19 protein-coding genes are annotated in these 24021 nt (G+C 70.7%); 7 read left to right on the top strand and 12 right to left on the bottom strand.

Translation table 11 applies throughout. The features are described 5' to 3' along the window. Window positions 1-18 precede the first annotated feature (18 nt). The 6 genes from ACFVH5_RS08965 to ACFVH5_RS08940 all read right to left on the bottom strand — a co-directional run bounded on the left by ACFVH5_RS08965 (window position 19) and on the right by ACFVH5_RS08940 (window position 8150). Window positions 19-1014 (bottom strand): carbohydrate ABC transporter permease, encoded by a 996-nt coding sequence (locus ACFVH5_RS08965; protein WP_385832872.1) that lies wholly within the window; start codon window positions 1012-1014, stop codon window positions 19-21. Beyond that, entirely contained in the window at window positions 1011-2045 is a 1035-nt protein-coding gene (locus tag ACFVH5_RS08960; protein WP_385832871.1) for a carbohydrate ABC transporter permease, read from the bottom strand. Before ACFVH5_RS08960 ends, ACFVH5_RS08965 begins: the two co-directional genes overlap by 4 nt. Window positions 2046-2056: 11 nt before the next feature. After that, the gene (locus tag ACFVH5_RS08955; RefSeq protein ID WP_385832883.1) at window positions 2057-3394 is read right to left on the bottom strand and encodes an ABC transporter substrate-binding protein; all 1338 of its coding nucleotides are present in this window, start codon (window positions 3392-3394) and stop codon (window positions 2057-2059) included. Window positions 3395-3987: 593 nt separating this feature from the next. Then, entirely contained in the window at window positions 3988-4833 is an 846-nt protein-coding gene (locus tag ACFVH5_RS08950) for a hypothetical protein (RefSeq protein ID WP_385832870.1), read from the bottom strand. 450 nt (window positions 4834-5283) lie between these two features. Further along, window positions 5284-6624, bottom strand: coding sequence for an AbfB domain-containing protein (locus tag ACFVH5_RS08945; RefSeq protein ID WP_385832882.1), 1341 nt, complete (start codon window positions 6622-6624; stop codon window positions 5284-5286). Window positions 6625-6905: 281 nt separating this feature from the next. Further along, on the bottom strand, window positions 6906-8150 hold the full coding sequence (locus ACFVH5_RS08940; RefSeq protein ID WP_385832869.1) for a right-handed parallel beta-helix repeat-containing protein: 1245 nt from the start codon (window positions 8148-8150) through the stop codon (window positions 6906-6908). Between the two features lie 244 nt (window positions 8151-8394). Here ACFVH5_RS08940 and ACFVH5_RS08935 point away from each other — a divergent pair, with 244 nt between their 5' ends. Together ACFVH5_RS08935 and ACFVH5_RS08930 are read left to right on the top strand one after the other, a co-directional pair. Then, entirely contained in the window at window positions 8395-8796 is a 402-nt protein-coding gene (locus ACFVH5_RS08935; RefSeq protein WP_385832867.1) for a four-helix bundle copper-binding protein, read from the top strand. Window positions 8797-8904: 108 nt separating this feature from the next. Beyond that, the gene (locus ACFVH5_RS08930; RefSeq protein ID WP_385832866.1) at window positions 8905-10095 is read left to right on the top strand and encodes an acyl-CoA dehydrogenase family protein; all 1191 of its coding nucleotides are present in this window, start codon (window positions 8905-8907) and stop codon (window positions 10093-10095) included. A gap of 146 nt (window positions 10096-10241) precedes the next feature. Here the strand turns inward: ACFVH5_RS08930 and ACFVH5_RS08925 are convergent, their stop codons facing one another. Genes ACFVH5_RS08925 through ACFVH5_RS08905 form a run of 5 tightly spaced genes read right to left on the bottom strand, consistent with a single transcriptional unit; the run spans window position 10242 to window position 13770 of the window. After that, window positions 10242-11252 (bottom strand): hypothetical protein, encoded by a 1011-nt coding sequence (locus ACFVH5_RS08925; RefSeq protein WP_385832865.1) that lies wholly within the window; start codon window positions 11250-11252, stop codon window positions 10242-10244. Between the two features lie 3 nt (window positions 11253-11255). Then, window positions 11256-11567 (bottom strand): MmoB/DmpM family protein, encoded by a 312-nt coding sequence (locus tag ACFVH5_RS08920; RefSeq protein ID WP_385832864.1) that lies wholly within the window; start codon window positions 11565-11567, stop codon window positions 11256-11258. Window positions 11568-11577: 10 nt separating this feature from the next. After that, window positions 11578-11949 (bottom strand): Rieske 2Fe-2S domain-containing protein, encoded by a 372-nt coding sequence (locus tag ACFVH5_RS08915; protein WP_385832863.1) that lies wholly within the window; start codon window positions 11947-11949, stop codon window positions 11578-11580. After that, the gene (locus tag ACFVH5_RS08910; RefSeq protein ID WP_385832862.1) at window positions 11946-12290 is read right to left on the bottom strand and encodes a toluene-4-monooxygenase system B family protein; all 345 of its coding nucleotides are present in this window, start codon (window positions 12288-12290) and stop codon (window positions 11946-11948) included. The genes ACFVH5_RS08915 and ACFVH5_RS08910 overlap by 4 nt, the downstream gene beginning before the upstream one ends. Beyond that, on the bottom strand, window positions 12253-13770 hold the full coding sequence (locus tag ACFVH5_RS08905; RefSeq protein WP_385832861.1) for a toluene monooxygenase: 1518 nt from the start codon (window positions 13768-13770) through the stop codon (window positions 12253-12255). The genes ACFVH5_RS08910 and ACFVH5_RS08905 overlap by 38 nt, the downstream gene beginning before the upstream one ends. Before the next feature lie 140 nt (window positions 13771-13910). Between ACFVH5_RS08905 and ACFVH5_RS08900 the strand changes: the two genes are divergently transcribed. From ACFVH5_RS08900 to ACFVH5_RS08890, 3 genes are all read left to right on the top strand, one after another. Further along, window positions 13911-14783 (top strand): oxygenase MpaB family protein, encoded by an 873-nt coding sequence (locus tag ACFVH5_RS08900; RefSeq protein ID WP_385832860.1) that lies wholly within the window; start codon window positions 13911-13913, stop codon window positions 14781-14783. Between the two features lie 60 nt (window positions 14784-14843). Further along, a complete protein-coding gene (locus ACFVH5_RS08895; protein ID WP_385832858.1) occupies window positions 14844-17159 on the top strand; it encodes a tetratricopeptide repeat protein in 2316 nt (771 codons plus the stop codon). A 264-nt stretch (window positions 17160-17423) separates the two neighbouring features. Then, window positions 17424-18986: a phytoene desaturase family protein gene (locus ACFVH5_RS08890; RefSeq protein ID WP_385832857.1), complete on the top strand. Its 1563-nt coding sequence runs from the start codon at window positions 17424-17426 to the stop codon at window positions 18984-18986. A gap of 283 nt (window positions 18987-19269) precedes the next feature. Here ACFVH5_RS08890 and ACFVH5_RS08885 read toward each other — a convergent pair whose 3' ends face one another. After that, a complete protein-coding gene (locus ACFVH5_RS08885; protein WP_385832856.1) occupies window positions 19270-21066 on the bottom strand; it encodes a serine hydrolase in 1797 nt (598 codons plus the stop codon). Window positions 21067-21263: 197 nt separating this feature from the next. Between ACFVH5_RS08885 and ACFVH5_RS08880 the strand changes: the two genes are divergently transcribed. Beyond that, the gene (locus tag ACFVH5_RS08880) at window positions 21264-22373 is read left to right on the top strand and encodes an NAD(P)H-dependent flavin oxidoreductase (protein WP_384809049.1); all 1110 of its coding nucleotides are present in this window, start codon (window positions 21264-21266) and stop codon (window positions 22371-22373) included. Further along, entirely contained in the window at window positions 22370-23947 is a 1578-nt protein-coding gene (locus ACFVH5_RS08875) for an acyl-CoA synthetase (RefSeq protein ID WP_385832855.1), read from the top strand. Before ACFVH5_RS08880 ends, ACFVH5_RS08875 begins: the two co-directional genes overlap by 4 nt. Window positions 23948-24021: the final 74 nt, after the last annotated feature.

The following is a 24021-nucleotide window of genomic DNA, read 5'->3' as shown; positions in this document are numbered from 1 at the left end:
ATGATGCCGGACGGGGGCCTATCCCTTGAGGCCGCTCGACGTGATCGACTGGATGAAGGTCTTCTGGGCGAACAGGAAGGCCAGCAGCACGGGCAGCACGGTGATCATGTTGCCCGCCATGACCGCCGACCACCTGGTGTGGTGCTGACCCTGGAAGGTCGTCAGCCCCAGTTGCAGGGTGTACTGGGTGTCATGGTTGATGGCGATCAACGGCCAGGTCAGGTCGTTCCACGTGGTGAGGAACGTCAGGACGGCCACGGTGCTCAGTGCCGGCCGGGACAGCGGCAGCACGATCCGCCAGAGCACGCCCAGCCGTGAACAGCCGTCGAGCCAGGCCGCCTCCTCCAGCTCCCTGGGCAGCGACAGGAAGAACTGGCGCAGCAGGAACACCGCGAACGGCGTGACCAGCGAGGGGACGATCAGCGCGCCCAGCGAGTCGATGAGCCCCAGCCGCTTCATGACCAGGAACGTGGGGATCATCGTCAGCTGGAACGGGATCGCCATCGTGGCCAGCATGAGGGCGAGCAGGATCCGCGAACCCGCGAACCGCATCCGGGCGAAGGCGTAGCCGCCCAGGGAGCCCAGTACCAGGTTGGACGCCACGGCCGTCAGGGACACGATCAGCGAGTTGGCGAACCACCGGGGGAACATCGCGTTGCCGATGACGTACCGGTAGCCCGCCAGGTCGATCCCCGACGGCCACAGCGAGGGCGGGAACCGGTTGATCTCGGCGTCGCTCATGACGGAACTGAGCAGCAGCCAGATCAGCGGGATCGCGAAGACCAGACAGAGCGGGGCGAGCAGGAGGTGCCAGGGACTGAACGGCAGCAGTTTCCGCCGCCGGCCCGGTCCCTGGGCAGATCCGGCGGGCGCGGGACCGGCGGTATCCGCGTACACGGTGGCCGAGGTAGACGCGGCGGCCGAAGCGGACGCGGCAGGCGAGGAGGAAGCCGCCGGTGAGGGGGAAGCCGCCGGTGAGGGGGAAGCCGCCGGTGAGGGGGAAGCGGTCGTCATCGTGCGGCTCCTTCGAGGTGCCGGTCCGCGCGGGTCCGGTCGCGCACGCTGCGCGTCAGCCGCGGCACCGCGGCGAGCACCAGCAGGGCGAGCGCCAGGGCGTACGCCGCCGCCGCGCCGTAACCCGCCGTGAAGTTCTTGAACGCCTGCTCCCAGATGAAGTAGACGATCACCGTCGTCGACCCGAGGGGGCCGCCCTTCGTCGTGACATAGACGAGGTCGAAGACCTGGAGGGAGGTGATGGCCTGCCACAGCAGGAGGAAGACCATGACGGGTCCGAGGGAGGGCAGGACGACATGGCGCAGCAGGTGCAGCCGTCCGGCCCCGTCGAGACGGGCCGCTTCGATGAGGGAGGGCGGCACGTCCTGCAACGCCGCCAGCAGCACCACCACACAGAAGCCGGTACCGCTCCACAGGGAGATCGCCAGCAGGGCGGCGAGCGCCTGGCCCGGGTCGTTGAGGAAGCCCTGGGGGGAGATCCCTATCTTGTCCAGGAGCGCGTTGGCCGCTCCGAACTCCGGGTCGAGGATGAAGGAGAACAGCACGCCCTGCGCGGCGGCCGAGATGACGAACGGCACGAAGATGAGGGTCCGGTAGAGCCCGACGAGCCGGATGCGCCGGTTCAGGGCGAGGGCGAGCAGCAGGCCGAAGCCGATGCTCAGCGGTACGTACAGCACCGTGTACACGATGGTGTTGCGGACCGCCTGGTCGAAGTGGGGGTCCTGGGCGAGGGCCCGGTAGTTGTCCAGGCCGACCCACCGGCTCGGCGTCACGAGATCGTCGGCCTGGAAGGACAGCAGGAGCGACCAGACCACGGGGACGACGCTCAGTCCGAGGATGACGAGGACGGAGGGCGCGACGAACGCCCAGGCGGTCGCCGTCTCCTGCCGAAGACGCCGGCGCGGCGAGTGACGGCCCGGCGGGGCGTCGGGGACCGTACCGCCCTTGCCGAGGAGAGGGCGTGTCCGCGTACGGGGACTGCGCTTCTCGCCCCGGTCCGGGAGTGTCACAGGGGTGGGCAGGCGGGGCATGACAGGTCCTCTCAACGCGGTATGAGCAGGGCGGCGTTGGCTTCGTCCACGCAGTCGCGCAGGGCCTCGGCGGGGGAGCTGCGGCCGAGGAGCACGGCGGTGATCGCCTGGCCGAGTGACTGCGAGATCTGCGGATACGCCGGATGCACCGGCCGCACCCGCGCCGACTCCAGGGACTTGGTGAACACCTGCAGCCCCGGGGTGTCGGCCTCCTGCTCGCGCCACTCGGGCAGCGCCTGGGTGCCCCGGCTCATGGGCAGGCTGCCGGCGTGGATGTCCCACTGCACGTCCTGGGCGGGCCGCGACAGCCAGGTCACGAAGGTGCGGGCGGCTTCGACGCGGGCGGCGCCGTTGTCGAAGACGGTCCAGGTGTCGGGCCCGGAGATGGTGATGGGCCTTCCGCTGTAACTGGGCAGCGGTACGACGTGGTAGTCGACCTTCGCCTGCCGGATGTCGGGGAGTTGCCACGGGCCGGTGACGGCCATGCCCATACGGCCCGAGAGGAAGACCCGGTACATCTGTTCGCTGCCGGGCTTGGCGTCGATGTAGACGCTCCGCGTCTTCACCAGGGACTCCACCGTCTGCAGGGCCCGCAGGCCGGTGTCCTCGAAGCCGATCCGCCGTCCGTCCCGGCTGGTGACGTCACCTCCGAGGTCCCAGATCATCGGCCACAGCCGCCACACGGTGTCCTCGTCGCCCACGCCGGGCCAGCCCGTCCCGAAGACACCGCGCGCACGGTCGGTGAGTTTGGCCGCCGTCCTCGTGAAGTCGTCCCAGCTCCAGCCGGGCCGGGGCAGCGGCAGACCGGCGTCACGGAAGAGCTTCTTGTTGCACACGACTGCCAGTGAGTCGATGAGCGCGGGCGCGGCCCGTACCTGGCCGTTGAGGGTGACGGCCTCGCGGGCCGGTTCCCAGAAGTCCTTCCAGGGGACGGGCCCCGAGTGGAACGTGTCCGTCAGATCCACCACGGAGGGACTGCGGGCGACGCTCGCCAGGTCGGAGCCGAAGATGTAGGCGATGTCCGGGAACGAACCGGAGGCGAGGGCGGCGGTGATCTTCTGCAGCATCGCGTCAGAGAGGACACCGCCGCCGAGGTCGACCCGGATACGCGGATGCGTCCGGTTGAACTCGGCCGTCAGGTCCTCGATCGCGGCCCGGCCGGTGTCGGTCTGTCCGTGCCACACTTCGATCCTGACCCGGCCGTCGGCGTCGACACCGCTGCCCTCTCCCGCGCAGGCCGACAGGGCTGCCGACGCCGCGGCCCCTCCCGCCACGGCCGCACCGCGCCGCAGCACCGTGCGGCGGGTCGGTCGTGCGGAAGTGCCGCTCGGGCGATGTGCTGCGGCCATATGAGCCCCCAGGAGTACGTGCGTGAGGCGGTACGGGACGGTGGTGCGGGGCGCCACGACACGGCCGGCGGTGCGGGTCGGTGAGGTGACGTGCGCTGCCACCGGCGGCGACGGTGGTACCGGCATGACCGGCAGCGCGGGTTGCCCGGAAGTACGGAGCGCGCGATGCGCGGGGCGCGGGGCGGCGCCGGGACGATCAGCGCGTACGGCGTCGCACTCGCCGGGAGTTCCGCTCCTGGCACCCGGCCACGCTCACGTGGTCGCCGAACGAGATCGTCCGGTGGGGGAGGGGGAGGAACATGATGAGCTCCAGAGACCGGGGGGTACGTCCCCGCCTCGGAATCCGCCGCTGTGCGGCCGTCCTGGCGACTTTGTCCGGGCTCACGGTGCGTGGACCGTCTACCGGCTGGGCGTCCCTCTCGCGCCAGGTGCTCGGCTGGCGTTGGATGGAGTAAAGCGACCTGGTCCGGGCGTGTCAAGAGCCGCCGGGTGGAACCGCATTGCCCGTGACGGGCCGCGCCGCCCCGTGTCGCGCCAGGTCAGGCGCCTGCACCCGGGTGCGTACGGCACGGAACGGCGGCGAACGACGAAGATCAGATGCGGCCGAGCAGGCGGTGGAGCGAGGCCTTGAAGCTCACCACGAAGGAGTCACGGGTCGCGTCGTCGAGGAGGTCCAGCGACAGATAGGGGTTGAGGTCCTCCAGCTCGACCAGCAGCAGTGCGCCGTCCGGGGCGCGGCAGGCGTCGACGCGCTGGATGCCGTGGTCGATGTCGTTCCAGTCGATGAACCGTGCCGCGAAGTCCAGGTCGGCGGGTGTCGGTTCATAGCGTTCGAGGTGCCAGCGCCGGTCGGGGCGGGGCGCGTACAGGGCGTACTGGAAGGTGTGGTCGACGTAGTAGAACGACACCTCGTACCGGAAGTCGATGCGCGGCTGGACGAGGAGACCGGGGCCGTCCTCGTACGCCAGGGTCGGCAGCCGCTCCCGGGGGACGAACTCCAGGCCTATCGAGTCCGCGCCGAACTTCGGCTTCACCACGTATTCGGCCGCGTGCGGGAGCAGCCCGAGATCCTCCGGCCGGTCGACGGTCGGGATCACGGGAAAGCCCTGGGCGGTGAGGTCGACGAGGTACTGCTTCCCGGCCTGGTCGCCCTTGCCCGTCAGCTGGGTGCAGACAGGCGTCCCGCGGCCCGTCGCCCGCTCACGGAAGGCGTCGTACGCGGCCTGGTGGTGCAGGACGGGCCCGCTGTTGCGGACCACGACCACGTCGAAGCCGGGGGAGTCCATCAGCGCGGGCGCGTCGAGCGGGTGGCACAGCGCGAGGTCGAAGTCCTCGCGGAGCCGGGAGGTCAGGAAGATGTCCTCGTCGCAGTACCGGCGGCCCTTGGCGGGGTAGGCCAGATCGGTCACGAACAGCAGTCTGGGCCGGTCGGCGGCCATGGACACTCCCGGTGGTTCGGTCTCTGGCCTCCCATTACACCCCGGCCGGTGCCGCGCGTCGGAGGCCGGGTTCCGGTGCGGGCGGGGCTCGGCAGAGCCTTCGGGGCGACTGGCCACGCGGCGGGCGGAGTTGGCCGGATGCGGACTGCGTGGGGCGTTGACTAGAAAGCGCTTACCGAATACGTTCCGGTTCATCAGCGTGACCTGCATCCGGCACCGCGAACGCGAGAAGCGCCACCGAGTTCAGCCTGGCACGATGCTCCGCCCCGGACGGTGACTCCGGCCCCACCCGGAAGCGCCTACCCGGACACCACCCATGAGCACGCTGACATCCGGCGGCCGGACGGACCTCTCTTCCCCCATGGAGGTTCGCCCGGCCGCCGGACGCGTGTCCGGCCGAAGGCCGCTGTCTGTCTGTGACGCCGCGTCGCCTCCGGTTGCGGGCCGTCTCTAGGCCCAGGCGGTCGTGGCCACGAACGAACTGTCCTGCCGGAAGAGGTCGGTGCCGTCCGGCGCGTCCACGCGCAGCTGGTAGTTGTAGTGGCGCAGGTGGTAGCCGGGATAGTTGTACGACTCCAGCCGGACCGAGCCGCCGGCGGTGCCCGTACGGGCGATGAACGTGGCGTCCCTGGCGAACGTGGACGAGCCGTCGTTCGCGTCGAAACGGCCCCGGAAGTCCCAGTGCCGCAGGTAGTTGCCCGCCGCGTTGCGGAAGGAGTAGGCGTTCCCGTCGGCGAGACCCGCCACGATCGTGAACGTGGACGCCTGCTTCTCCGCGGCCGTGCTGGACGCGGTCACCACGGGCAGGTTGAGCAGGGCGGACTGGTCCTGCCAGTAGCGGGTGGTGTAGTTGCCCGACCGGAGCGAACGGGTCACCCCCGTCGGCAGACTCACCCCGCCGGACACCATCTCCTTGATCACGGTGAAGTGGCGCGCGGTACCGGAGATGCCCGGCAGGGCCCGGGGCGCGCTCCAGGTGGCGAAGCTGTCGTAGCTGTCGCTGTAGTAGTAACTGCCGTCGCCGTACCCGTCGAAGAAGATGCGCCACGCGCCGTTGTCGAGCTGGATCAGCGCGGCGCCCTCACGGGTGCCGCCCCAGCCCGCCCAGTTGCCGGTCCGGCTGATGGTGTACGGCCCGGTGAGCGCGCCGGCCGTGGCGTACTCGATGTACTTCGACGTCTCGTTCTTCGTGAAGGCGTGGTAGGTCGAGCCGGTCCGCACCACGAACGTGTCGATGTGGTTGGTGCCGATGCCGGACAGCGCGACGGGTGAACTCCATGCAGTGAGAGTCGAGTTGGTGGCCCTCAGACGGTACGGGGTGAAGATCCACTCGTCGTTGGTGGTCGAGCAGGACACCAGGATGTTCACGCTGCCGTCGCTGTCGACGAACCACTCCGGCGCCCAGGCGCGCGACAGGTTGGCGATGGGGACCGTGTAGTCGTACAGGAACGTCCAGTTGCTCCGGTCCGAGCTGCGGGCGAAGCCGATGGTGGTGCTGGTGTCCTGCCAGGTGTGGGTGGTGTAGGTGATGTAGTAGTAGCCGTCGGTGTGCTTGAAGATGCTGGCGTCCCGGATCCGGTTCGCCGGCGGGGTGTACGCGGAGGCCTTGAGCAGCCGGAAGTCCGTCGCGTCGTCCGACTGGTAGACGTTCACGGTGCCGTCGTTGCTGTTGAGGAACGGCACGATGGTGTAGCGGGTGGCGGAACCGCTGGGCGGGGCCGCCGCCGCGGCCGAACCGAGCAGGCCCGGCAGCCCGCCCACGGCGAGGGCCGAGACCGGTACGGCGGCCATGGCCCGCAACAGGGTGCGGCGCGAGGGGGCGAAGGGGCGGGGTGAACCGGTCGCGTCCGGTGTGGGGGCGGGTCCGGTGAATCCGGCGGGTCTGTCTGGCGTGATCATGTGCGGCTCTCCTAGATGGGCGCGTGCCTGCCGTTCGTGGTGCGCTGGGGCGGTTGGGCTCGGTGAGGCTGGTGGGGCCGGTTGGGTCGATGGTTCGGGTGCAGCGGTTCGGGTGACTGGCTCGCAGGGCCGGCTCAGGTGGGTGGTTCAGGCGACCGGGTCCGGCGGCTGGTTCAGAACCTGGCGCCGATCGGTGTGCCGTCCCGGGGGACCAGGAAGTCCCGCGCCGGGGGCAGTGAGCCGTCGGACGCGCGTGGGCCGGTGACGGCGCTTGTGTCCGTGCTCACGACCGACGTCTCGCCCCAAGTGCCGCCCAGGTCCCAGGAGTTGCCTGAGGACGTGGTCGTGGGGCCGAGGGCGGCGGCCCGGGAGTCCACGACGGAGAGGTTGGCGGTGAGGACCGCCGTCCCGCCCGAGCCGTCCGCGTCGAAGCCCGTGCCCGTGTTGCGGAACGTCGTGTTGCGGCTCAGGGCGAGCGCGCCGGGATTTCCGTTGTCGGTGACGCCGTGCGCAGCGTTCCCGTACGCGACCGAGTTGCGCAGTGTGTGGGCCACCGCCGGGGCCGGACTTCCGCCGCCCAGCTTGAAGCCGTTGCCGTCGCCCGCGAAGTCGGGGAAGTTCCAGCGGTTGTAGCCGTTGCCGTACGCGATCGTGTTCTCCACCACGACCGGCGAGGCGAACTTCCAGGCGTCGTAACCGTCGTCCACGTTGTTCCACAGCCGCGCGCCCCGCACGACGTTGCCGGCCCCGCTGCCCTCCTTGACGGCCAGTCCGTCGGCGCTCTCGCCGTTCTTACGGGGGTCGCGGTTGCCGTAACTGTCCAGGTCCAGGATCTGGTTGCCCGCCGAGGCGCCCTGGAGCTGGAAGCCGGACTCGTAGTTGTCGTGCGTGGTGAGACGGGAGAACACGTTGTTGTCGCAGCCGTCGCAGTAGTAGCCGTACGGCCCGTTGACGATCTCCAGACCGGAGACCTTCCAGTACGAGGCCTCCTGGTGGACGGCGCCCCGCTCGGCGCGCGGGATGCTGCCGCCGACCGGTGTGTGACTGGCCGGCAGCTGCTCGCCGTCGATGACGACTCGTTCGCCCTGGTAGGCGCCCAGGGAGATCGGCTGCGACGCCGTTCCCGAGGTGGTGACGGTGATGTTGTCGGTCAGGGCGTAGGTGCCGCCGCGCACGGCGATGACGTCACCCGGTCCCGCCCTGTCGACGGCCCGCTGGATGGTCCGCAGCGGCTGTCCGAGGGTGCCCGCGGCGGAGTCGTTACCGTCGACCGCCACCACGATGGTCGCCGCGGCCGATGTGGTCGATATGGCCGCCGCGGTCGGCGTGGCCGGTGCGGCCGTCGCCGGAACCGCGCTCGCCGCCGCCGTCAGCGCGGCACTCAGCGCTGTCCCTGTGAGCATGCCCGCAGTGCGCACGAGGCCTCCTTGTCTGCCGATCCGTACGGTGTCGCGGATCAGTGGTCGCCCGCACCGGGTTGGTTGCCGAGGGAGAGGTCTGTCGATATGTCGAACGAGGTTCGGTGAGCCGGTCAGAACGTAGAGCGCGGTCGTGACCACGTCAATAACTTCGGCACGCCCGACCCGCTGGACACGTCCGGTCACTCGCGGCGCGCTTGTTCTCACCGGGTTTGGCGCGGCGGCGTCCGGCTACCCGGACCATGTGTCAGTAACAGAGCTTCAGGAACTCGTTCGCTTCCTTGAGGACCGGTTCGCCTGTGCGCAGGCCTGCACGGAGTGCGCGAGGGCGTGTGCCCTGCGTGCGAGCCTCGCCGACATCGACGGTCCCGAGGGCCAGCAACTGATCCGGCGCAAGGGCATGCTGTGCACGGAGGTCTGCGACGCGACCTGCCGTCTCCTGGCGGAGCAGGTCACCCAGTCCGAGGACGCGATGCGCTCCCAGGTCGAGTGGTGCCGCACCGTCTGCCTCGAAACGGCCCAGGTCTTCGACCTCGCCCTCGACCCCGGCTCCGGCCCGGGTTCCGGTACCGGTTCCGAGGAGAGCGCCCAGGCCTGCCGCGACTGCGCCCGCGCCTGTACGGAATTCCTCACCCGGCTGCGGTGACCCACCCGGGCCTGTCACCGGCATTCCCTATTTCTGGAACACGTTCTACGGTGTGCGCCGTCAGGTCCGGGCGCCCGCGGCAGCGGGCCGGGGAACCAGGGAGGCGCCGTGCATCTCGAATACACGCCGGAGCAGCAGCGGTTGCGCACCGAACTGCGCGCCTATTTCGCCGAACTCGTACCGGACGACGTGCACGCCCGCTACGACGACCCGGCCGCGCAGAAGCGCTTCTACCGTGACACCATCCGCCGGCTGGGCTCCGACGGCTGGCTGGGAGTCGGCTGGCCGAAGGAGTACGGCGGACGCGGTCTGACGCCGATGGAGCAGTTCATCTTCTTCGACGAGGCCGCCCAGGCCGGCGTACCGCTACCGCTGATGGCGCTGAACACGGTCGGCCCGACCATCATGAGGTTCGGCACGGACGAGCAGAAGGCGTACTTCCTGCCGAAGATCCTCTCCGGCGAGATCGACTTCGCGATCGGCTACAGCGAACCCGACGCGGGCACGGACCTGGCCGCGTTGAAGACGAAGGCCGTCAGGGAGGGAGACGCCGAGAGCGGCCACTACACGGTCGACGGGCAGAAGATCTGGACGACGAACGGCGACACGGCGGACTGGGTCTGGCTCGCCGTCCGCACCGACCCCGACGCCCCGCCGCACAAGGGCATCACCATGCTCCTCGTGCCGACCTCCGACCCCGGCTACTCCTGCACGCTCATCAACACCCTCGCCTCGCACGACACCACCGCCAGCTACTACGAGAACATCCGCGTCCCCGCCTCCCGCCGCGTCGGCGAGGAGAACAAGGGCTGGCGGCTGATCACCAACCAGCTCAACCACGAGCGCGTCACGCTCGCCGCCCACGGCACCATGGCAGTCCGCGCCCTGCACGACGTCCAGCGCTGGGCCATGGAGACCAAACTCGCCGACGGCCGCCGGGTCGCCGACCTGCCCTGGGTGCGCCGGACCCTCGCCCGGACCCACATCAGGCTCGACGCGATGAAACTCCTCAACTGGCAGATGGTGAACGCCGTCCAGGAAGGCACCCTCACCCCGCAGGACGCCTCCGCGGTCAAGGTGTACGGGTCCGAGGCCCGCCGTGACGCGTACGCCTGGCTCATGGAGGTCGTCGCCGTCGCGGGCGTCCTCAAGGAGGGGTCGGCGGGCGCGGTCCTCCACGGCGACCTGGAGCGCGGCTACCGCTCGGCCGTCATCTTCACCTTCGGCGGCGGCAACAACGAGATCCAGCGCGAGATCATCTCGTGGATCGGCCTGGGCATGCCGAGGGTGCGGCGCTAGCCGATCCGACCGCGGCCGTCCGTGTTCACCAGGCGGCGCGTCGTGTCCAGGCCCAGCGCCGGGTTCGTCGCCGCGGCGTGGCCCGGTCCACGACCTGTCCGCCCCGCACGGCGACGGGCCGGGCGGTGGGCGGTGCCGTCGTGCCGTCAGACGGAGGTTCCGACGAGGAATTCGTCGTGGACCGCGCGGACGCGCGCGGTGACGTCGGCGGCGGCGAGCGGCCGGGGCGCGCCGGCGAACAGCGCCGCCAGTCCTTCCACACTCTCGTCGGCGCGGGGCCGCCACGTCGTCACCCAGTCGTCGAGCACCCCGGCCAGCTCCGGCCGCCGCTCGATCGCGTAGCCCGTCAGAGCCTGCGTCCAGTCCTGGCTGCGGCGGGCGTCCCTGCCGAACTCGGTGCACAACTCGGCCAGGAAACGGTCCCCGTTGGCCTCGGCCAGCTGCCCGAACATCTCGTTGACGAGGGTGTCCACCGCGGGTTTGACCGCGAGGTTGAGCCCGGCGAAGGCCTCACCCCAGTCGTACGCGATCAGGAGGTGTTCCAGGGTCTGCCGCAGCGGCTGCCAGGCGGGGCCGTCCTCCCAGGCCCGGCGGGCGGTGGCGGTCCGCGCCAGCTCGTCGCCGTGCGCGTCGGCCAGCACCCTGGTCCAGTAGGCGATGCGCTGGATCCGGCGCATCTCGTCGGCGGCCTGGAAGTGCGCGCAGTTGGTGATGTACGACGAGGGCGCCATCTGCCCGACGTACAGGCCGACCATCTGCAGGACGTGCAGCGGGAAGCGCAAGGGGACGAACAGCGTCCGTAAGGTGTCCACCCAGCCGGGGTCCTGCGTTGCCGCGGTGCCGTTCTCCTCGTACCGGTCGACGAGGGCGTCCAGGTAGATCTCGCGGTCGTGCTGGAGCGCGACGTAGTCGCGGTAGGTCAGCTTCGCGGGGTCGCGGAAACCCTCCCAGTCGTCCACCTGCAGGGGCGACCCCTCCCGGTGCGTGAGGTACCACGTGTTCAGGGCCCATTCGGGGTCCAGCTCGAACGGGACCGGATCGCGCCGGAAGTGGTAGTGGAACCTGCCGGTGACCACCTCGTACGGCGTCGGCCTGCGCCGGACGTCACCGAACATGCTCCAGGTCTTCTGCCGCCGCCCGTTCGCTGCACCGGTCATGGCTCAGTCCTGCCTCTCCAGGTACCAGACCAACTGTTCCTCGGTCTGCTTGAGGCGCCCGGCGAACGCCGCCAGCGCGGGCTCCAGTTCACTCAGCCGGAACGCCCGGCCCAGTTCCTCCTCCAGGCTGGCGCGGGTCAGCACGCACCGCCGGGGGACGCTGATCCGTACGTATCCGCCCTGGTCGTCGACCGCCACCTCGGCGTCGGGATTGTCCCGCTCGATCGCGGCGGCCACCGCCTCGGCGAGGTCGCCGTCGATGCCGCGGATCACGGGGCCCACACCCTTGTCGGCACTGGTGCCGGATACGGTCATCGTCTCGTCCTCACGCTTCTCGGGAGCTGTTGTGGTGGGCCCCGCCGTCCTGCGGGATGCCGATCCGTACGGCGCCCGCCCCGGTGGCCCGGATCGCGTACCGGTAGAGCCGGCATGCGGACGGGTTGATGCCCGCGCCGGACCCCAGGTCGAACTCCCAGCCGTGTCCGGCGCAGGTCAGGGTGTTCTCCTCCTCGTCCCACTTGCCGTAGGCCAGCGGGAACTCCTGGTGCGGGCACACCCCTTGGTAGGCGGCGAAGGACCCGTCCACGTGGTGCACGACGAGCACCCGCTCACCGGCGACCTCGGCTTCGACGAGATCGCCCTCCCACAGCCCCTCGGCCTCCGGCACGTCGAACCACCGCACCGGAGCGTCGCTCATGACGCGTACCCCACTACCACCACGTCCAGCGGCCGCACACCCGCGCTCACCACGGTGGCGTCGTCGGGCAGCGTCCGCCCGTCGTGCCGGACCCGCAGCGGCCGGTCCTGCGCCGCCACACGGTGGTCGACCACATGGTGGGCCACCTTGCCGGCGACCACGGTCATCGGGTCCCCGTCGTCCACCGGTACCAGCAGCACCACCATGTCCCCGTCGAACAGGGCCTGCAGAGGAAACAGCGCCATCGCCGAGCCTTCCCTTCCGTCCGAGTCGTCCGAGTCGTCCGAGCAGTCGGCACCGGTGTCAGCCGCGGGCGGTGGTGCGGTCGTGCGGTGCGGCATGCGCCCAGGCGTAGTCGGTGGCGTCCCGGCCCATCTCCTCGGGCGACAGCCCCATGTAGGTCAGCGCGCCCTCCATCGTCGGCGGCTGGATCTGCCCGCCGAGGAACCGGTCGATGACGGTGGTGTGCCCCTGGAACCGCTGGGGAGCCTGTTCGAAGACCCACTGGCAGGGCGCGGAGCAGAAGACGTACCGGCGCCCGCCCCGGTCGAGGATCCTCGGCAGCGGACTGGCGAGCCTGCCCGCCCGGTACCCGGCGGGAGCCACCACCGGGACATGACACAGGTTGCAGATCATGGGGAAGGTCTCGGGCAGGGTGGCCTCCGGACGGCCCGCCCGCAGGTTGGCGGCGATGACGTCCCAGTTCCCGCCGAAGGCGTCGTGCCAGCCCGGGTACTTCTCTTCGAGCCACTCCCGCTCCTCGGGGGCGACACCCGCGTCGGGGTTCCACCAGACGGTCGGGCGCCAGTACCAGATGCCGAGCTGCAGGGCGTGGTGGTACCAGTCGAGTTCGGGCAGGAAGTGCTCGTCCCAGTACCAGGGTTTCTCCAGGCCGAAGTCGCGGAACTGGTCCAGGAACTGCTTGCAGATCCACTCCTGCATGAACTCCTTGAAGGAGTGGCCGCGGTGCTCCAGCGGCGTGTAGTAGTCCATCGACAAGCCGGTCAGCAGGGCGAAGAGCCGCCACGACCGCCAGAACATGTGGTCCACCAGCTGCTGGGCGACATCCTTGCGGCCGTGCTCCACCAGCAGCTTGATGGTCGGTTCCCCCTGCTGGGAGTGGCGGGCCTCGTCGGTCTGGATCGAGGAGATCAGCGCCCCGAAGTCCACGTCCCCGACCTTCATGGCGTCCGCGGCCATCCCCAGGAACTGCAGATTGGTGAACCCGGTCTCGAACGTGAAGGTCAGCTGGACGGCCGTGGACACCGCGTCGTTCGCGGTGAACATGTCGTCGAACAGACTGCGGGCGGCGACCGCGCCCCACTCGTTCGTGTGCAGGGCCTTGTGCGCCCAGTCGGCCCGCGGCTCCTTGGCCAGCAGCCCGTACGGGAAATAGGTCTGGATCTGGCCGTGGCGGATCTCGTCGAGGGTGCCGAAGGTCGCCATGTTCCGCCACGCCGCCGCCCGCCCGAACCGGCCCATCCGGGACTCCGCGAGACTCGCCAGGTACTCCGGGATCGCGATCACGCCGTAGTGCGCGATGATCGCCGACTTCCACCCCGGATCCAGCTGCTCGTACACCTTCGACCGCCCGATGACGGCGTTGACGGCGTAGACACCGGCGTCCTTGCCGTACTGGTTGTGCACGTACTCCGGGTACGTGACCTTGTACGGCTCGTCCCACACCCACCACGCCTCGGCCGGCAGCCCGAAGCCGTTGGAGAGCTCGGCCGGCCAGACCTCCTCCTCCTTGACGTAGGACAGGGACCAGTTCATGTCACGGGTCAGGTCGTACCACTCGGAACGGGCGAGACGCGGCATGCGCCGTCTCCCTTCGTATGGAGTGCCGGCTCGTACCACCGGCTTGTGCCGATCGGTGACGTCCACTCATGGCTATCACCGTGAGGGTGCCCGCGCCATATGCGTGTCGATAAGCAGAAAGGGCCGTTACGGTTGCATACATGGATGTCGAGCACACAGGTGTGGGGCACACAGGCGATCCGGGGCTGTTCGGTCCTGACTCCGTGACCTGGCAACTGCACAGCGACCCCATGATGTGGGTCGCCGGGGTCCGCGCGCTCTACCTCCAGGCACTGCACCCGCGTGCGGTGCGCGGCATCATGCAGAACTCCGACTTCCGCAAGGACGCCTGGGGCCGGCTGATGCGGACGGCCCGCTTCGTCGGCACCACCACGTACGGGACGAAGGAGGCGGCCGAGAAGGCCGGTGCGCGCGTACGGAGGATCCACTCGATGCTCACGGCGACCGACCCCGGCACGGGGGAGCGCTACGGCATCGACGATCCCGCGCTGCTGCTGTGGGTCCACTGCGCCGAGATCGACTCCTATCTGCACGTCCTGCGCCGCTCCGGCCTCCGGCTCACGGACGCGCAGGCCGACCGGTACATCGACGAACACCGCGTCAGCGCACGCCTGGTGGGCCTCGACCCCGCCGACGTACCGTCCGACCAGGGCGAACTGGCCGCGTATTTCGACAAGGTCCGCCCCGAACTGGCCGCCGGTCCGGAGGCACGGGACGTCGACGACTTCCTGCGCGGACCGCCCGTCCACCCGCTGCTGATCCCGGCGCGGGCCCTGCTGTGGCGCTGGGTGGCGCAGACCGCGTACGCCTCACTGCCGCCCCACGCCCATGAGTTGTACGGAAGATCCGTACGGTCGCCCCGGACGGTGACCCGGCGGCTATGCCTCACAGGCACCGTGCTGCGCTGCGTTCCCGCACGTCTGCGCTGGCAACTGCCGCCCAAACACATTATCCGCGCCATGTCACGGCTCGGCCCCGGCTCGCGCCCCGCACCGTACAAAGTCGGACCATAGCTCGTCATACTGGGCGGGCCAGGGGAGGGCGGGTCCGGACGACGGGGGCGATCGGGGCAGATGGGGGAGACCAGGCTCATCCAGGGCCGGTACCGATTGCTCGACCTGATCGGTCGAGGCGGCATGGGAGAGGTGTGGCGGGCGCGGGACGAGTCGCTGGGCAGACAGGTCGCCGTGAAGTGCCTCAAACCGCTGGGCCATCAACACGAGAACGCGTTCACGCGTGTGCTGCGGGAGCGCTTCCGGCGCGAGGCGCGGGTGGCCGCGGCCCTCCAGCACCGCGGCGTGACCGTCGTCCACGACTTCGGCGAGTCCGACGGCGTCCTGTACCTGGTGATGGAACTGCTCGACGGCCGCAATCTGAGCCAGCTCCTGGAGGACAACAGACAGCATCCGCTGCCGGTCGGCGACATCGTGGACATCGCCGAACAGGTCGCCGCCGCCCTCGCCTACACCCACCAGCAGGGCATCGTGCACCGCGATCTGAAGCCCGCCAACATCATGCGGCTCGACGACGGCACGGTGAAGATCTGCGACTTCGGCATCGCCCGCCTCGGCCACGACATCGGCTTCACCTCACGCCTCACCGGCACCGGTATCGCCATGGGCACCCCGCACTACATGTCGCCCGAGCAGATCGGCGGCACGGAGGTCGACCAGCGCAGCGACCTCTACTCCTTCGGCTGCGTCCTGTACGAGATCGCCACCGGCGCCCCGCCGTTCGACCTCGACGACGCGTGGGCGGTCCTCGTCGGACACCGCGACACGGCGCCCCGGCCGCCGCGCAGCCACCGGGCCGAACTCCCCGAGTTCCTCGACCGGATCATCCTCGACCTGCTGGCCAAGGAGCCCGGCCGGCGACCGTACGACGCCCGCGAACTGGGCCGCCGCATCGGCGCGGGCCGCACCACACCGGCGTACGTGCCGACCATGGTGTCGGCGCCCCTGCGGCCCGAGGCGGTGAAGTGGCCCGAGGTACGGGAGTGGCCCGAGGTGGCGGCACGTCCCGAAGGGGCGGGTGGCTCCGAGGTGGCCGAGCGGCCCGTCTCCCGCGAGGCGCGCCTGCCGTCCTGGACCCGCGGCATGACCACCGGCCACAAGGCGACCGGGACCGGCACGGGACTGCGCGCCACACCGCCGGACGCCGCCGCGGGCCTCACCGGCGACTGGATAGCCCGCACCGACACCCGCGGCGCCCCGGACCCGGTGCCCGACGAACGGCCCACCCCGGCACCGGAGTTGCTCACCGCACTCACCGGCCGCCACAACGCGGGCCTGAGCCTCGGGCGGCTGAACCGATGGGCGGAGGCCGGCGAGGTGCACCGCGCCGTCGCCGCCGAACGCGAGCACGCCCTGGGGCCCGACCACCCCGACACCCTCGCCAGCCGCTACGAGGTCGGCTTCACCCTCAGCCGCACGGGCCGCCCCGCCGACGCACTGCGCGAATACACACACGTGGCCCGCACCAGGGAACACGTCCTCGGCCCCGAGCACCCCGACACCCTGGCCGCCCGCCAGGAAATGGCCTACGTACTGGGCCAGTTGGGCCGTCACTTCGAGGCCCACCAGGTCTATACGGGCGTGCTCGGCACCCGGGAGCGCGCGATGGGACCCGACCATCCGGACACCCTGCGCTGCCGCCACAACCTCGCCTTCAACCTCAGCAGGCTCGGGCGCCTCGACGACTCGTACCGGATGGCGAGCGAGGTCGCCGAGGCCCGCGCCCGGGTGCTCGGCGCGAACCATCCCGACACGCTCGTCACCCGGTACGAAGTCGCTTACGCACTCGGCCAGTTGGGGCGGTGGACCGAGGCGCTGGGCACCTACCAGGAGGTCGCCGGGGCACGGGCACAGGCCCTCGGGCCCGACCATCCGGACACGCTCGCCGCCCGCTACGAGGTCGGCATCAGCCTCGGCAGGCTCGGACACAGCACGCAGGCACTGGAGCTGTACCGGGGGCTGATCGACGACCGGACCCGGGTGCACGGACCCGCCCATCCCGAGACCCTGCGCGCCCGGCACGGACTCGGCGTCAACCTCGGGCGCCTCGGCCGGTGGGAGGAGGCGCTCGCCGAGTCCCGTGACGTGTGCGCCATCCGGGAGCGGATCCTCGGGCCCGACCACCCGGACACCCTGGTGAGCCGTCGCGAGGTCGCCGTCGGGCTCGGCTGGCTCGGCCGGTGGGGGGACGCGCTCGCGGAGTACCGGCAGGTGGCCGGGGCGCGTGAGCGGGTGCTCGGGGCCGACCATCCCGATGCGCTGGCCAGCCGGAACGACGAGGCGCACTGTCTGGAACAGTTGGGGCGGGCGGGGGAGGCGGCGTCGCTGTATCGGCAGGTCGCTGCTCTGCGGCAGGGGGTTTCCGGGGCGTACTGACGTACCGCGCTGCCTTTCGGTGAACGGGGGCTGCGCCCCTCGGCCCCCGGTCGTTCTTGGGTGCAGGCCGGTGGGGGCTGGTCGCGCCGTTCCCCGCGCCCCTGGGTGGGTGGGGGCCGGCCGTGGCTGGTCGCGCCGTTCCTCGCGCCCCTCAGGGGGTGGGGGTGGGCGTGCTGTTCCCTGTGCTGCCAATAGGTTCATATGGGTGCCCGCCGGGTGCGTGTGGGGGTGGTCGGTGTGGATCTTTGCGTGTTACCTAGGGGGATGGGTGCTCACGAGGGATACCGGGAACACGACGTCGTCATTGTCGGCGGAGGACACAACGGGCTGGTGGCCGCCGCCTACCTGGCCCGCGCCGGCAAGTCCGTGCTCGTTCTGGAGCGGCTGGCCAACACCGGCGGCGCCGCCGTGTCCACGCGGCCGTTCGCCGGGATCGACGCCCGGCTGTCGCGCTACTCCTATCTGGTCAGTCTGCTGCCCCGGAAGATCGTCCGGGACCTGGGCCTCGACTTCCGGGTCCGTGGCCGCAACGTGTCCTCGTACACCCCCACCGAGCGCGGCGGCCGGCCCGCCGGACTGCTCGTCGGGGGCGGCGAGCGGCGCACCCGGGAGGCCTTCACCAAGCTCACCGGCTCGGGCAGCGAGTACCAGGCCTGGCAGCGCTTCTACGGCATGACCGGCCGCCTCGCCAAGAAGGTCTTCCCCACCCTCACCGAACCACTCCCCACCCGCGACGAACTGCGCCGCCGCATCGACGACGAGGACGCCTGGCGCATCCTCTTCGAGGAGCCGCTCGGGATCGCCGTCGAGGACACCTTCGCCGACGACCTCGTCCGCGGAGTCGTCCTCACCGACGCCCTCATCGGCACCTTCGCCGACGCCCACGACCCGACCCTGCGGCAGAACCGCTGCTTCCTCTACCACGTGATCGGCGGCGGCACCGGAGCCTGGGACGTCCCGGTCGGCGGCATGGGCGCCCTCACCCACGCGCTGGCCACCGCCGCGCGCAACGCCGGCGCGGTCCTCGCCACCGGCCACGAGGTCCTGCGGGTGGAGACCGACGGACGCGCCGCCGAGGTCACCTACCGGACCGCCGACGGCGAGGGAACCGTCGCCGCCCGGCACGTGCTCGTCAACGCCTCCCCGCAGGAACTCGCGCGGCTGACCGGCGACGAAGCGCCCACCCCCGCCGAGGGCGCCCAGCTCAAGGTCAACATGCTGCTGAAGCGGCTGCCCCGGCTGCGCGACACCTCCGTCGACCCGCGCGAGGCCTTCGCCGGGACCTTCCACATCGCCGAGGGGTACGAGCAACTGGCGACCGCGCACGCGCAGGCCTCGTCCGGTGTGCTGCCCGAGGCACCGCCCTCCGAGATCTACTGCCACTCGCTGACCGACCCCACGATCCTGGGCCCCGACCTGCAACAGCAGGGCTACCACACGCTCACCCTCTTCGGGCTGCACACACCGGCCCGCCTCTTCGCCCAGGACAACGACGGCGTACGCCGCGAGCTGCTGAAGTCGACCCTCGCGCAACTGGACGCACACCTCGTCGAACCCATCGTCGACTGCCTGGCGACCGACGGGGACGGCCGCCTGTGCATCGAGGCGAAGACCCCCCTCGACCTGGAACGCGACCTGCGGCTCCCCGGCGGCAACATCTTCCACCGCGACCTCGCCTTCCCCCACACCCAGGCGGAGACCGGCCGCTGGGGCGTCGAGACGGCCCACCCCAACATCCTCCTCTGCGGCGCGGGCGCGGTGAGGGGCGGAGGCGTGAGCGGGGTACCGGGCCACAACGCCGCCATGGCCCTCCTGGAAGCCCCGTAGGGGCGCTTCAGGGGCGCGGGGAACGGCGCGGGCAACCCCCACGGCCCGCAGTCGCATCCGCTAGGGCAGGGCCGGCGGCGGGCGGGCGCTTGAGGGGCGCGAGGAACGGCGCGGGCAACCCCCACGGCCCGCAGTCGCATCCGCTACGGCAGGGCCGGCGGCGGGCGGGCGCTTGAGGGGCGCGTGCAACGGCGCGGGCAACCCCCACGGCCCGCAGTCGCATCCGCTACGGCAGGGCCGGCGGCGGGTGCGGTTGCGGTTGCGGGTCGTGGGGGCCGGGCCCTCAGTCCGAGGACGCCACCCACCCCACGGCCTCGACGCGCGCGGAGTCCGCCGGGCGGCCGTCGTCGAACAGGACACGCCCGGCGTCACCGACCCGCAGCGCGTCCACGTACGCGCCCCGTCCCACGTACAGCCGATCCGTCGCATACCGCCACCGCAGGACGAGCCGCGCGGCAGCGGGAAGGTCCGCGCCGACCCGGTGCCACACCCGGCCCGACCAGCCGGTCACCGACCCGGCCGGATGCCCGGCGGGAGCCTCCCCGTCGCGGACGGTCGTGAACGGCACCGCCTCCCACGTCTCCCCGCCGTCCGCCGACGACTCCAGGAAGAGCACGTCGGCCTGCGGCTCGGTGTCCCACCACAGCGCGCACCGCAGCCGCCCGCCGGCGCCCACGTCCAGCGCGGGCAGCGTCAGCGTCGCGGAGGCCGCGGTCGCCATGCCGGAGAACCAGGCCGTACGCCCCCGCGCGGGCCGGACCGGAACAGCGCGGGCCAGGTGGTTGGCGGCGGCGACCCGGGGAGCCGATCCGGAACGCCAACTGCGCACGGGGTGGACGGAGTTGCCGAGGAGGACGAGGAACGAGTCGGTCGTCGGGTCGAGGACGAGCGAGGTGCCCGTGAAGCCTGTGTGACCAGCGGTGCGGGGAGTGGCCATCGCGCCCATGTACCAGTGCTGGTAGAGCTCGAAGCCCAGACCGTGCTCGTCGCCGGGGAAGGCCGTGTTGAAGTCGGTGAACATCAGGTCCACGGACTCCGGCTCCAGGATGCGCGCCCCGCCGTACACGCCGCCGTTGAGCAGCGTCCGGCCGAGGACCGCCAGGTCCCACGCGGTGGAGAAGACACCGGCGTGCCCCGCGACACCACCCAGGCTGTACGCGTTCTCGTCGTGCACCTCGCCCCACACGAGCCCTCGGTCGAGCCCCGACCACGGCTTGCGCGCGTCCTCGGTGGCGGCGATCCGCGGCTTCCAGGAGGGTGGCGGGTTGTAGCGGGTGCGCTTCATGCCCAGCGGAGCGGTGATCTCGGTGCGGAGCAGGGCGTCCAGGGCGCGGCCGGTGACCTTCTCCAGGACCAGTTGCAGCGAGATCAGATTGAGGTCCGAGTACAGGTACTTGGTGCCCGGCGGGTTGAGAGGCGCCTCCTTCCAGACGAGCTGAAGCTTCTCCTCGTACGTCGGCGCGCTGTAGAGCGGGATCCAGGCACGGAACCCCGAGGTGTGGGTGAGCAGTTGGCGGATCGTGATGTCCTGCTTGCCCGCGCCGCCGAAGTCGGGGAGGTACGAGGCGACCTCGGCCTCCAGCTCCAGCGTGCCGCGCTCGATCTGCTGCACGGCGAGGATCGACGTGAACAGTTTGGACACCGAGGCCAGGTCGAAGACCGTGTCCTCGGCCATCGCGATCTGCTGCTCGGCGGGGAACTCCACAGCGGTGTCGGTCTTCTCGTCGTACGCCGAATAACGCACCGCCTTGCCGATCGGCTCGTGCAGGGCGACGGTGCCGCCGCGGCCCGCGAGCAGTACGGCACCCGCGTACCAGGGGTACGTGGGGGAGGGGGCGAGGAACGACTCCGCGTCGGTGACGAGTTGACGCAGCGGGGCGGGGAGCAGACCGGCGCGTTCGGCGGAGCCGTGGCGCAGGGTCGGGTGCCTGTGGCCGGCTCCGTCGCCCCCGGCCGTGCCGGGCGCCGCCGAGGCCGCGGGCAGGGGCGCGAGAATCAGTGCGCCTCCCAACGCCGTCAGACCGCGCCCCACTTGACGACGGGTCGGCCCGCCGCCCGCTCTGTCCCCCGTCGATGACATCGATGCCATTGAAGAGCCTCCCGTCACGCCGTCACGCCGCCTGAAAGTATTTTTCCGCCCTCGCCGTGTCCGGTGAAACTTTTGTGTCAGAGGAGGGCCGTGTCAACGGTGGCGCCCGACTCGCCGGCGGTCCAAAAAACTGACGGGCCATCAGAAAAGCTCTTCCCTCGTCCACAGGACTGCGGCATCCTGCGCCCATGCAGACGGAGCTGAGCAAGAAACTGGGAGTCGAGCACGCCCTCTTCGGCTTCACGCCGTTCCCCGCCGTCGCCGCTGCCATCAGCCGGGCCGGTGGACTCGGCGTGCTCGGCGCGGTCCGCTACACCGACCCCGACGAGCTCAAACGGGACCTCGACTGGATCGAGGCACATGTCGACGGAATGCCGTACGGGCTCGATGTCGTCATGCCCGCCAAGAAGGTCGAGGGCGTCACCGAGGCAGACGTCGAGGCGATGATCCCGGAGGGGCACCGGCAGTATGTCAGGGACACCCTGGCCAAGTACGCGGTCCCCGAACTCGACGAGGGCGAGGCCTCCGGCTGGCGCATCACCGGCTGGATGGAACAGGTCGCCCGCACCCAGCTGGACGTCGCCTTCGACTACCCGATCAAGCTGCTGGCCAACGCGCTCGGCTCGCCGCCCGCCGACGTCATCGAGCGCGCCCATGAGAAGGGCGTGCTGGTGGCCGCCCTCGCGGGCAGCGCCCGGCACGCGCGCAAGCACGCCGAGGCGGGCATCGACATCGTCGTCGCCCAGGGCTACGAGGGCGGCGGCCACACCGGTGAGATCGCCTCCATGGTGCTCACGCCCGAGGTCGTCGAAGCCGTCGCGCCCCTGCCCGTGCTCGCCGCAGGGGGCATTGGCAGCGGACAGCAGATGGCCGCCGCGCTCACACTCGGCGCCCAGGGTGTGTGGCTCGGCTCCATATGGCTGACCACCACAGAGGCCGATATGCACTCGCGTGCCCTGACACGCAAACTCCTCGCCGCCGGGTCAGGCGACACGGTCCGCTCGCGCGCCCTGACCGGGAAACCCGCACGGCAGCTGCGTACCGAATGGACCGACGCCTGGGACGACCCGAACGGACCCGGCACGCTCCCCATGCCATTGCAGGGACTCCTGGTCGCCGAGGCGGTCTCACGGATCCAGAAGCACGAGGTGGAACCGCTGCTCGGCACACCCGTGGGACAGATCGTCGGCCGGATGAACAGTGAACGCGGTGTCCAGGAGGTCGTCGACGACCTCACCCGCGGTTTCGAGGAGGCCGTGGACCGACTCGACCGCATCGCCGGAAGGAGCCACGAGTGAGCCAGCCCCCCAACGGTTTCTGGTCCCAGGCCACCGCCGACCCCGAACGCGTCGTGCTCGTCGCGACCGACGGCGAGGAGTGGACCGCCGGACGGCTGCACGCCGAGGCCAACCGCCTGGTCCACGGACTGCGCGCCGCCGGGCTCGAACGCGGCGACTCCTTCGCCGTCGTGCTCCCCAACGGTGTCGAGTTCCTCACCGTCTACCTCGCCGCCTCCCAGGCCGGTTTCTACCTCGTGCCCGTCAACCACCATCTGGTCGGCCCCGAGATCGCCTGGATCGTCGCCGACTCCGGGGCCAAGGCGCTCATCGCGCACGAGCGGTTCGGCGACGCCGCACGCCACGCGGCCGACGAGGCGAAGCTCCCGGCGGACCGGCGGTACGCGGTGGGTGCGGTCGGTACAGCCGGTACGGCCGGTTCGATCGAGGGGTTCCGGCCGTACGGCGACCTCCTCGACGGGCAGCCCGGGACCGTGCCCGCGGACCGGACGCTCGGCTGGGTCATGAACTACACCTCCGGCACCACGGGACGCCCGCGCGGCATCCGCCGCCCGCTGCCCGGCAAGCTCCCCGAGGAGACGTATCTCGGCGGCTTCCTCGGCATCTTCGGCATCAAACCGTTCGACGGCAACGTGCATCTGGTGTGCTCGCCGCTCTACCACACGGCGGTCCTCCAGTTCGCGGGCGCGTCCCTGCACATCGGGCACCGGCTGGTGCTGATGGACAAGTGGACGCCCGAGGAGATGCTCCGGCTCATCGACACCCATCAGTGCACCCACACCCATATGGTGCCGACCCAGTTCCACCGCCTGCTCGCGTTGCCTCAACACACCAGAGAGGCGTACGACGTGTCGTCCATGCGGCACGCCATCCATGGCGCCGCCCCCTGCCCGGACCATGTGAAACGGGCCATGATCGAGTGGTGGGGCCACAGCGTCGAGGAGTACTACGCGGCCAGTGAGGGCGGTGGGGCCTTCGCCACCGCCGAGGACTGGCTGAAGAAACCCGGCACGGTCGGCAAGGCGTGGCCCATCAGCGAACTCGCCGTCTTCGACGACGACGGCAACAGGCTGCCGCCCGGCGAACTCGGGACCGTCTACATGAAGATGAGCACCGGCGGATTCTCGTACCACAAGGACGAGACCAAGACGAGGAAGAACCGCATCGGGGACTTCTTCACCGTCGGCGACCTGGGGTACATCGACGAGGACGGCTATCTCTTCCTCCGCGACCGCAAGATCGACATGATCATCTCGGGCGGGGTCAACATCTATCCCGCCGAGATCGAGGCCGCGCTCCTCACCCACCCCGCCGTCGCCGACGCGGCCGCCTTCGGGATCCCGCACGACGACTGGGGCGAGGCGGTGAAGGCGGTCGTCGAACCCGCTCCCGGCTTCGAGCCGGGCGAGGTGCTGGCCGCGCGGATTCTCGAACACTGCGCACAGCAACTCGCCGGCTACAAGCGGCCCGGGAGCGTCGACTTCATCGAGACGATGCCCCGCGACCCGAACGGGAAGCTGTACAAACGACGGCTTCGGGAGCCGTACTGGGAGGGTCGTACGCGACCGGTGTGAGGCCTCGGCGCACATGTGGTTCGGTGCCATGTGGCTCCGGCCCACATGTGCGCCGGTCTTGTGTGGTCCCATGC

The sequence above is a fragment of the Streptomyces sp. NPDC127119 genome, assembly GCF_042677425.1.
Taxonomy (GTDB): Bacteria; Actinomycetota; Actinomycetes; order Streptomycetales; family Streptomycetaceae; genus Streptomyces.
The sequence above is the reverse complement of the archived record's forward strand: the minus strand, read 5'-3'. Positions and strand labels throughout refer to the sequence as shown.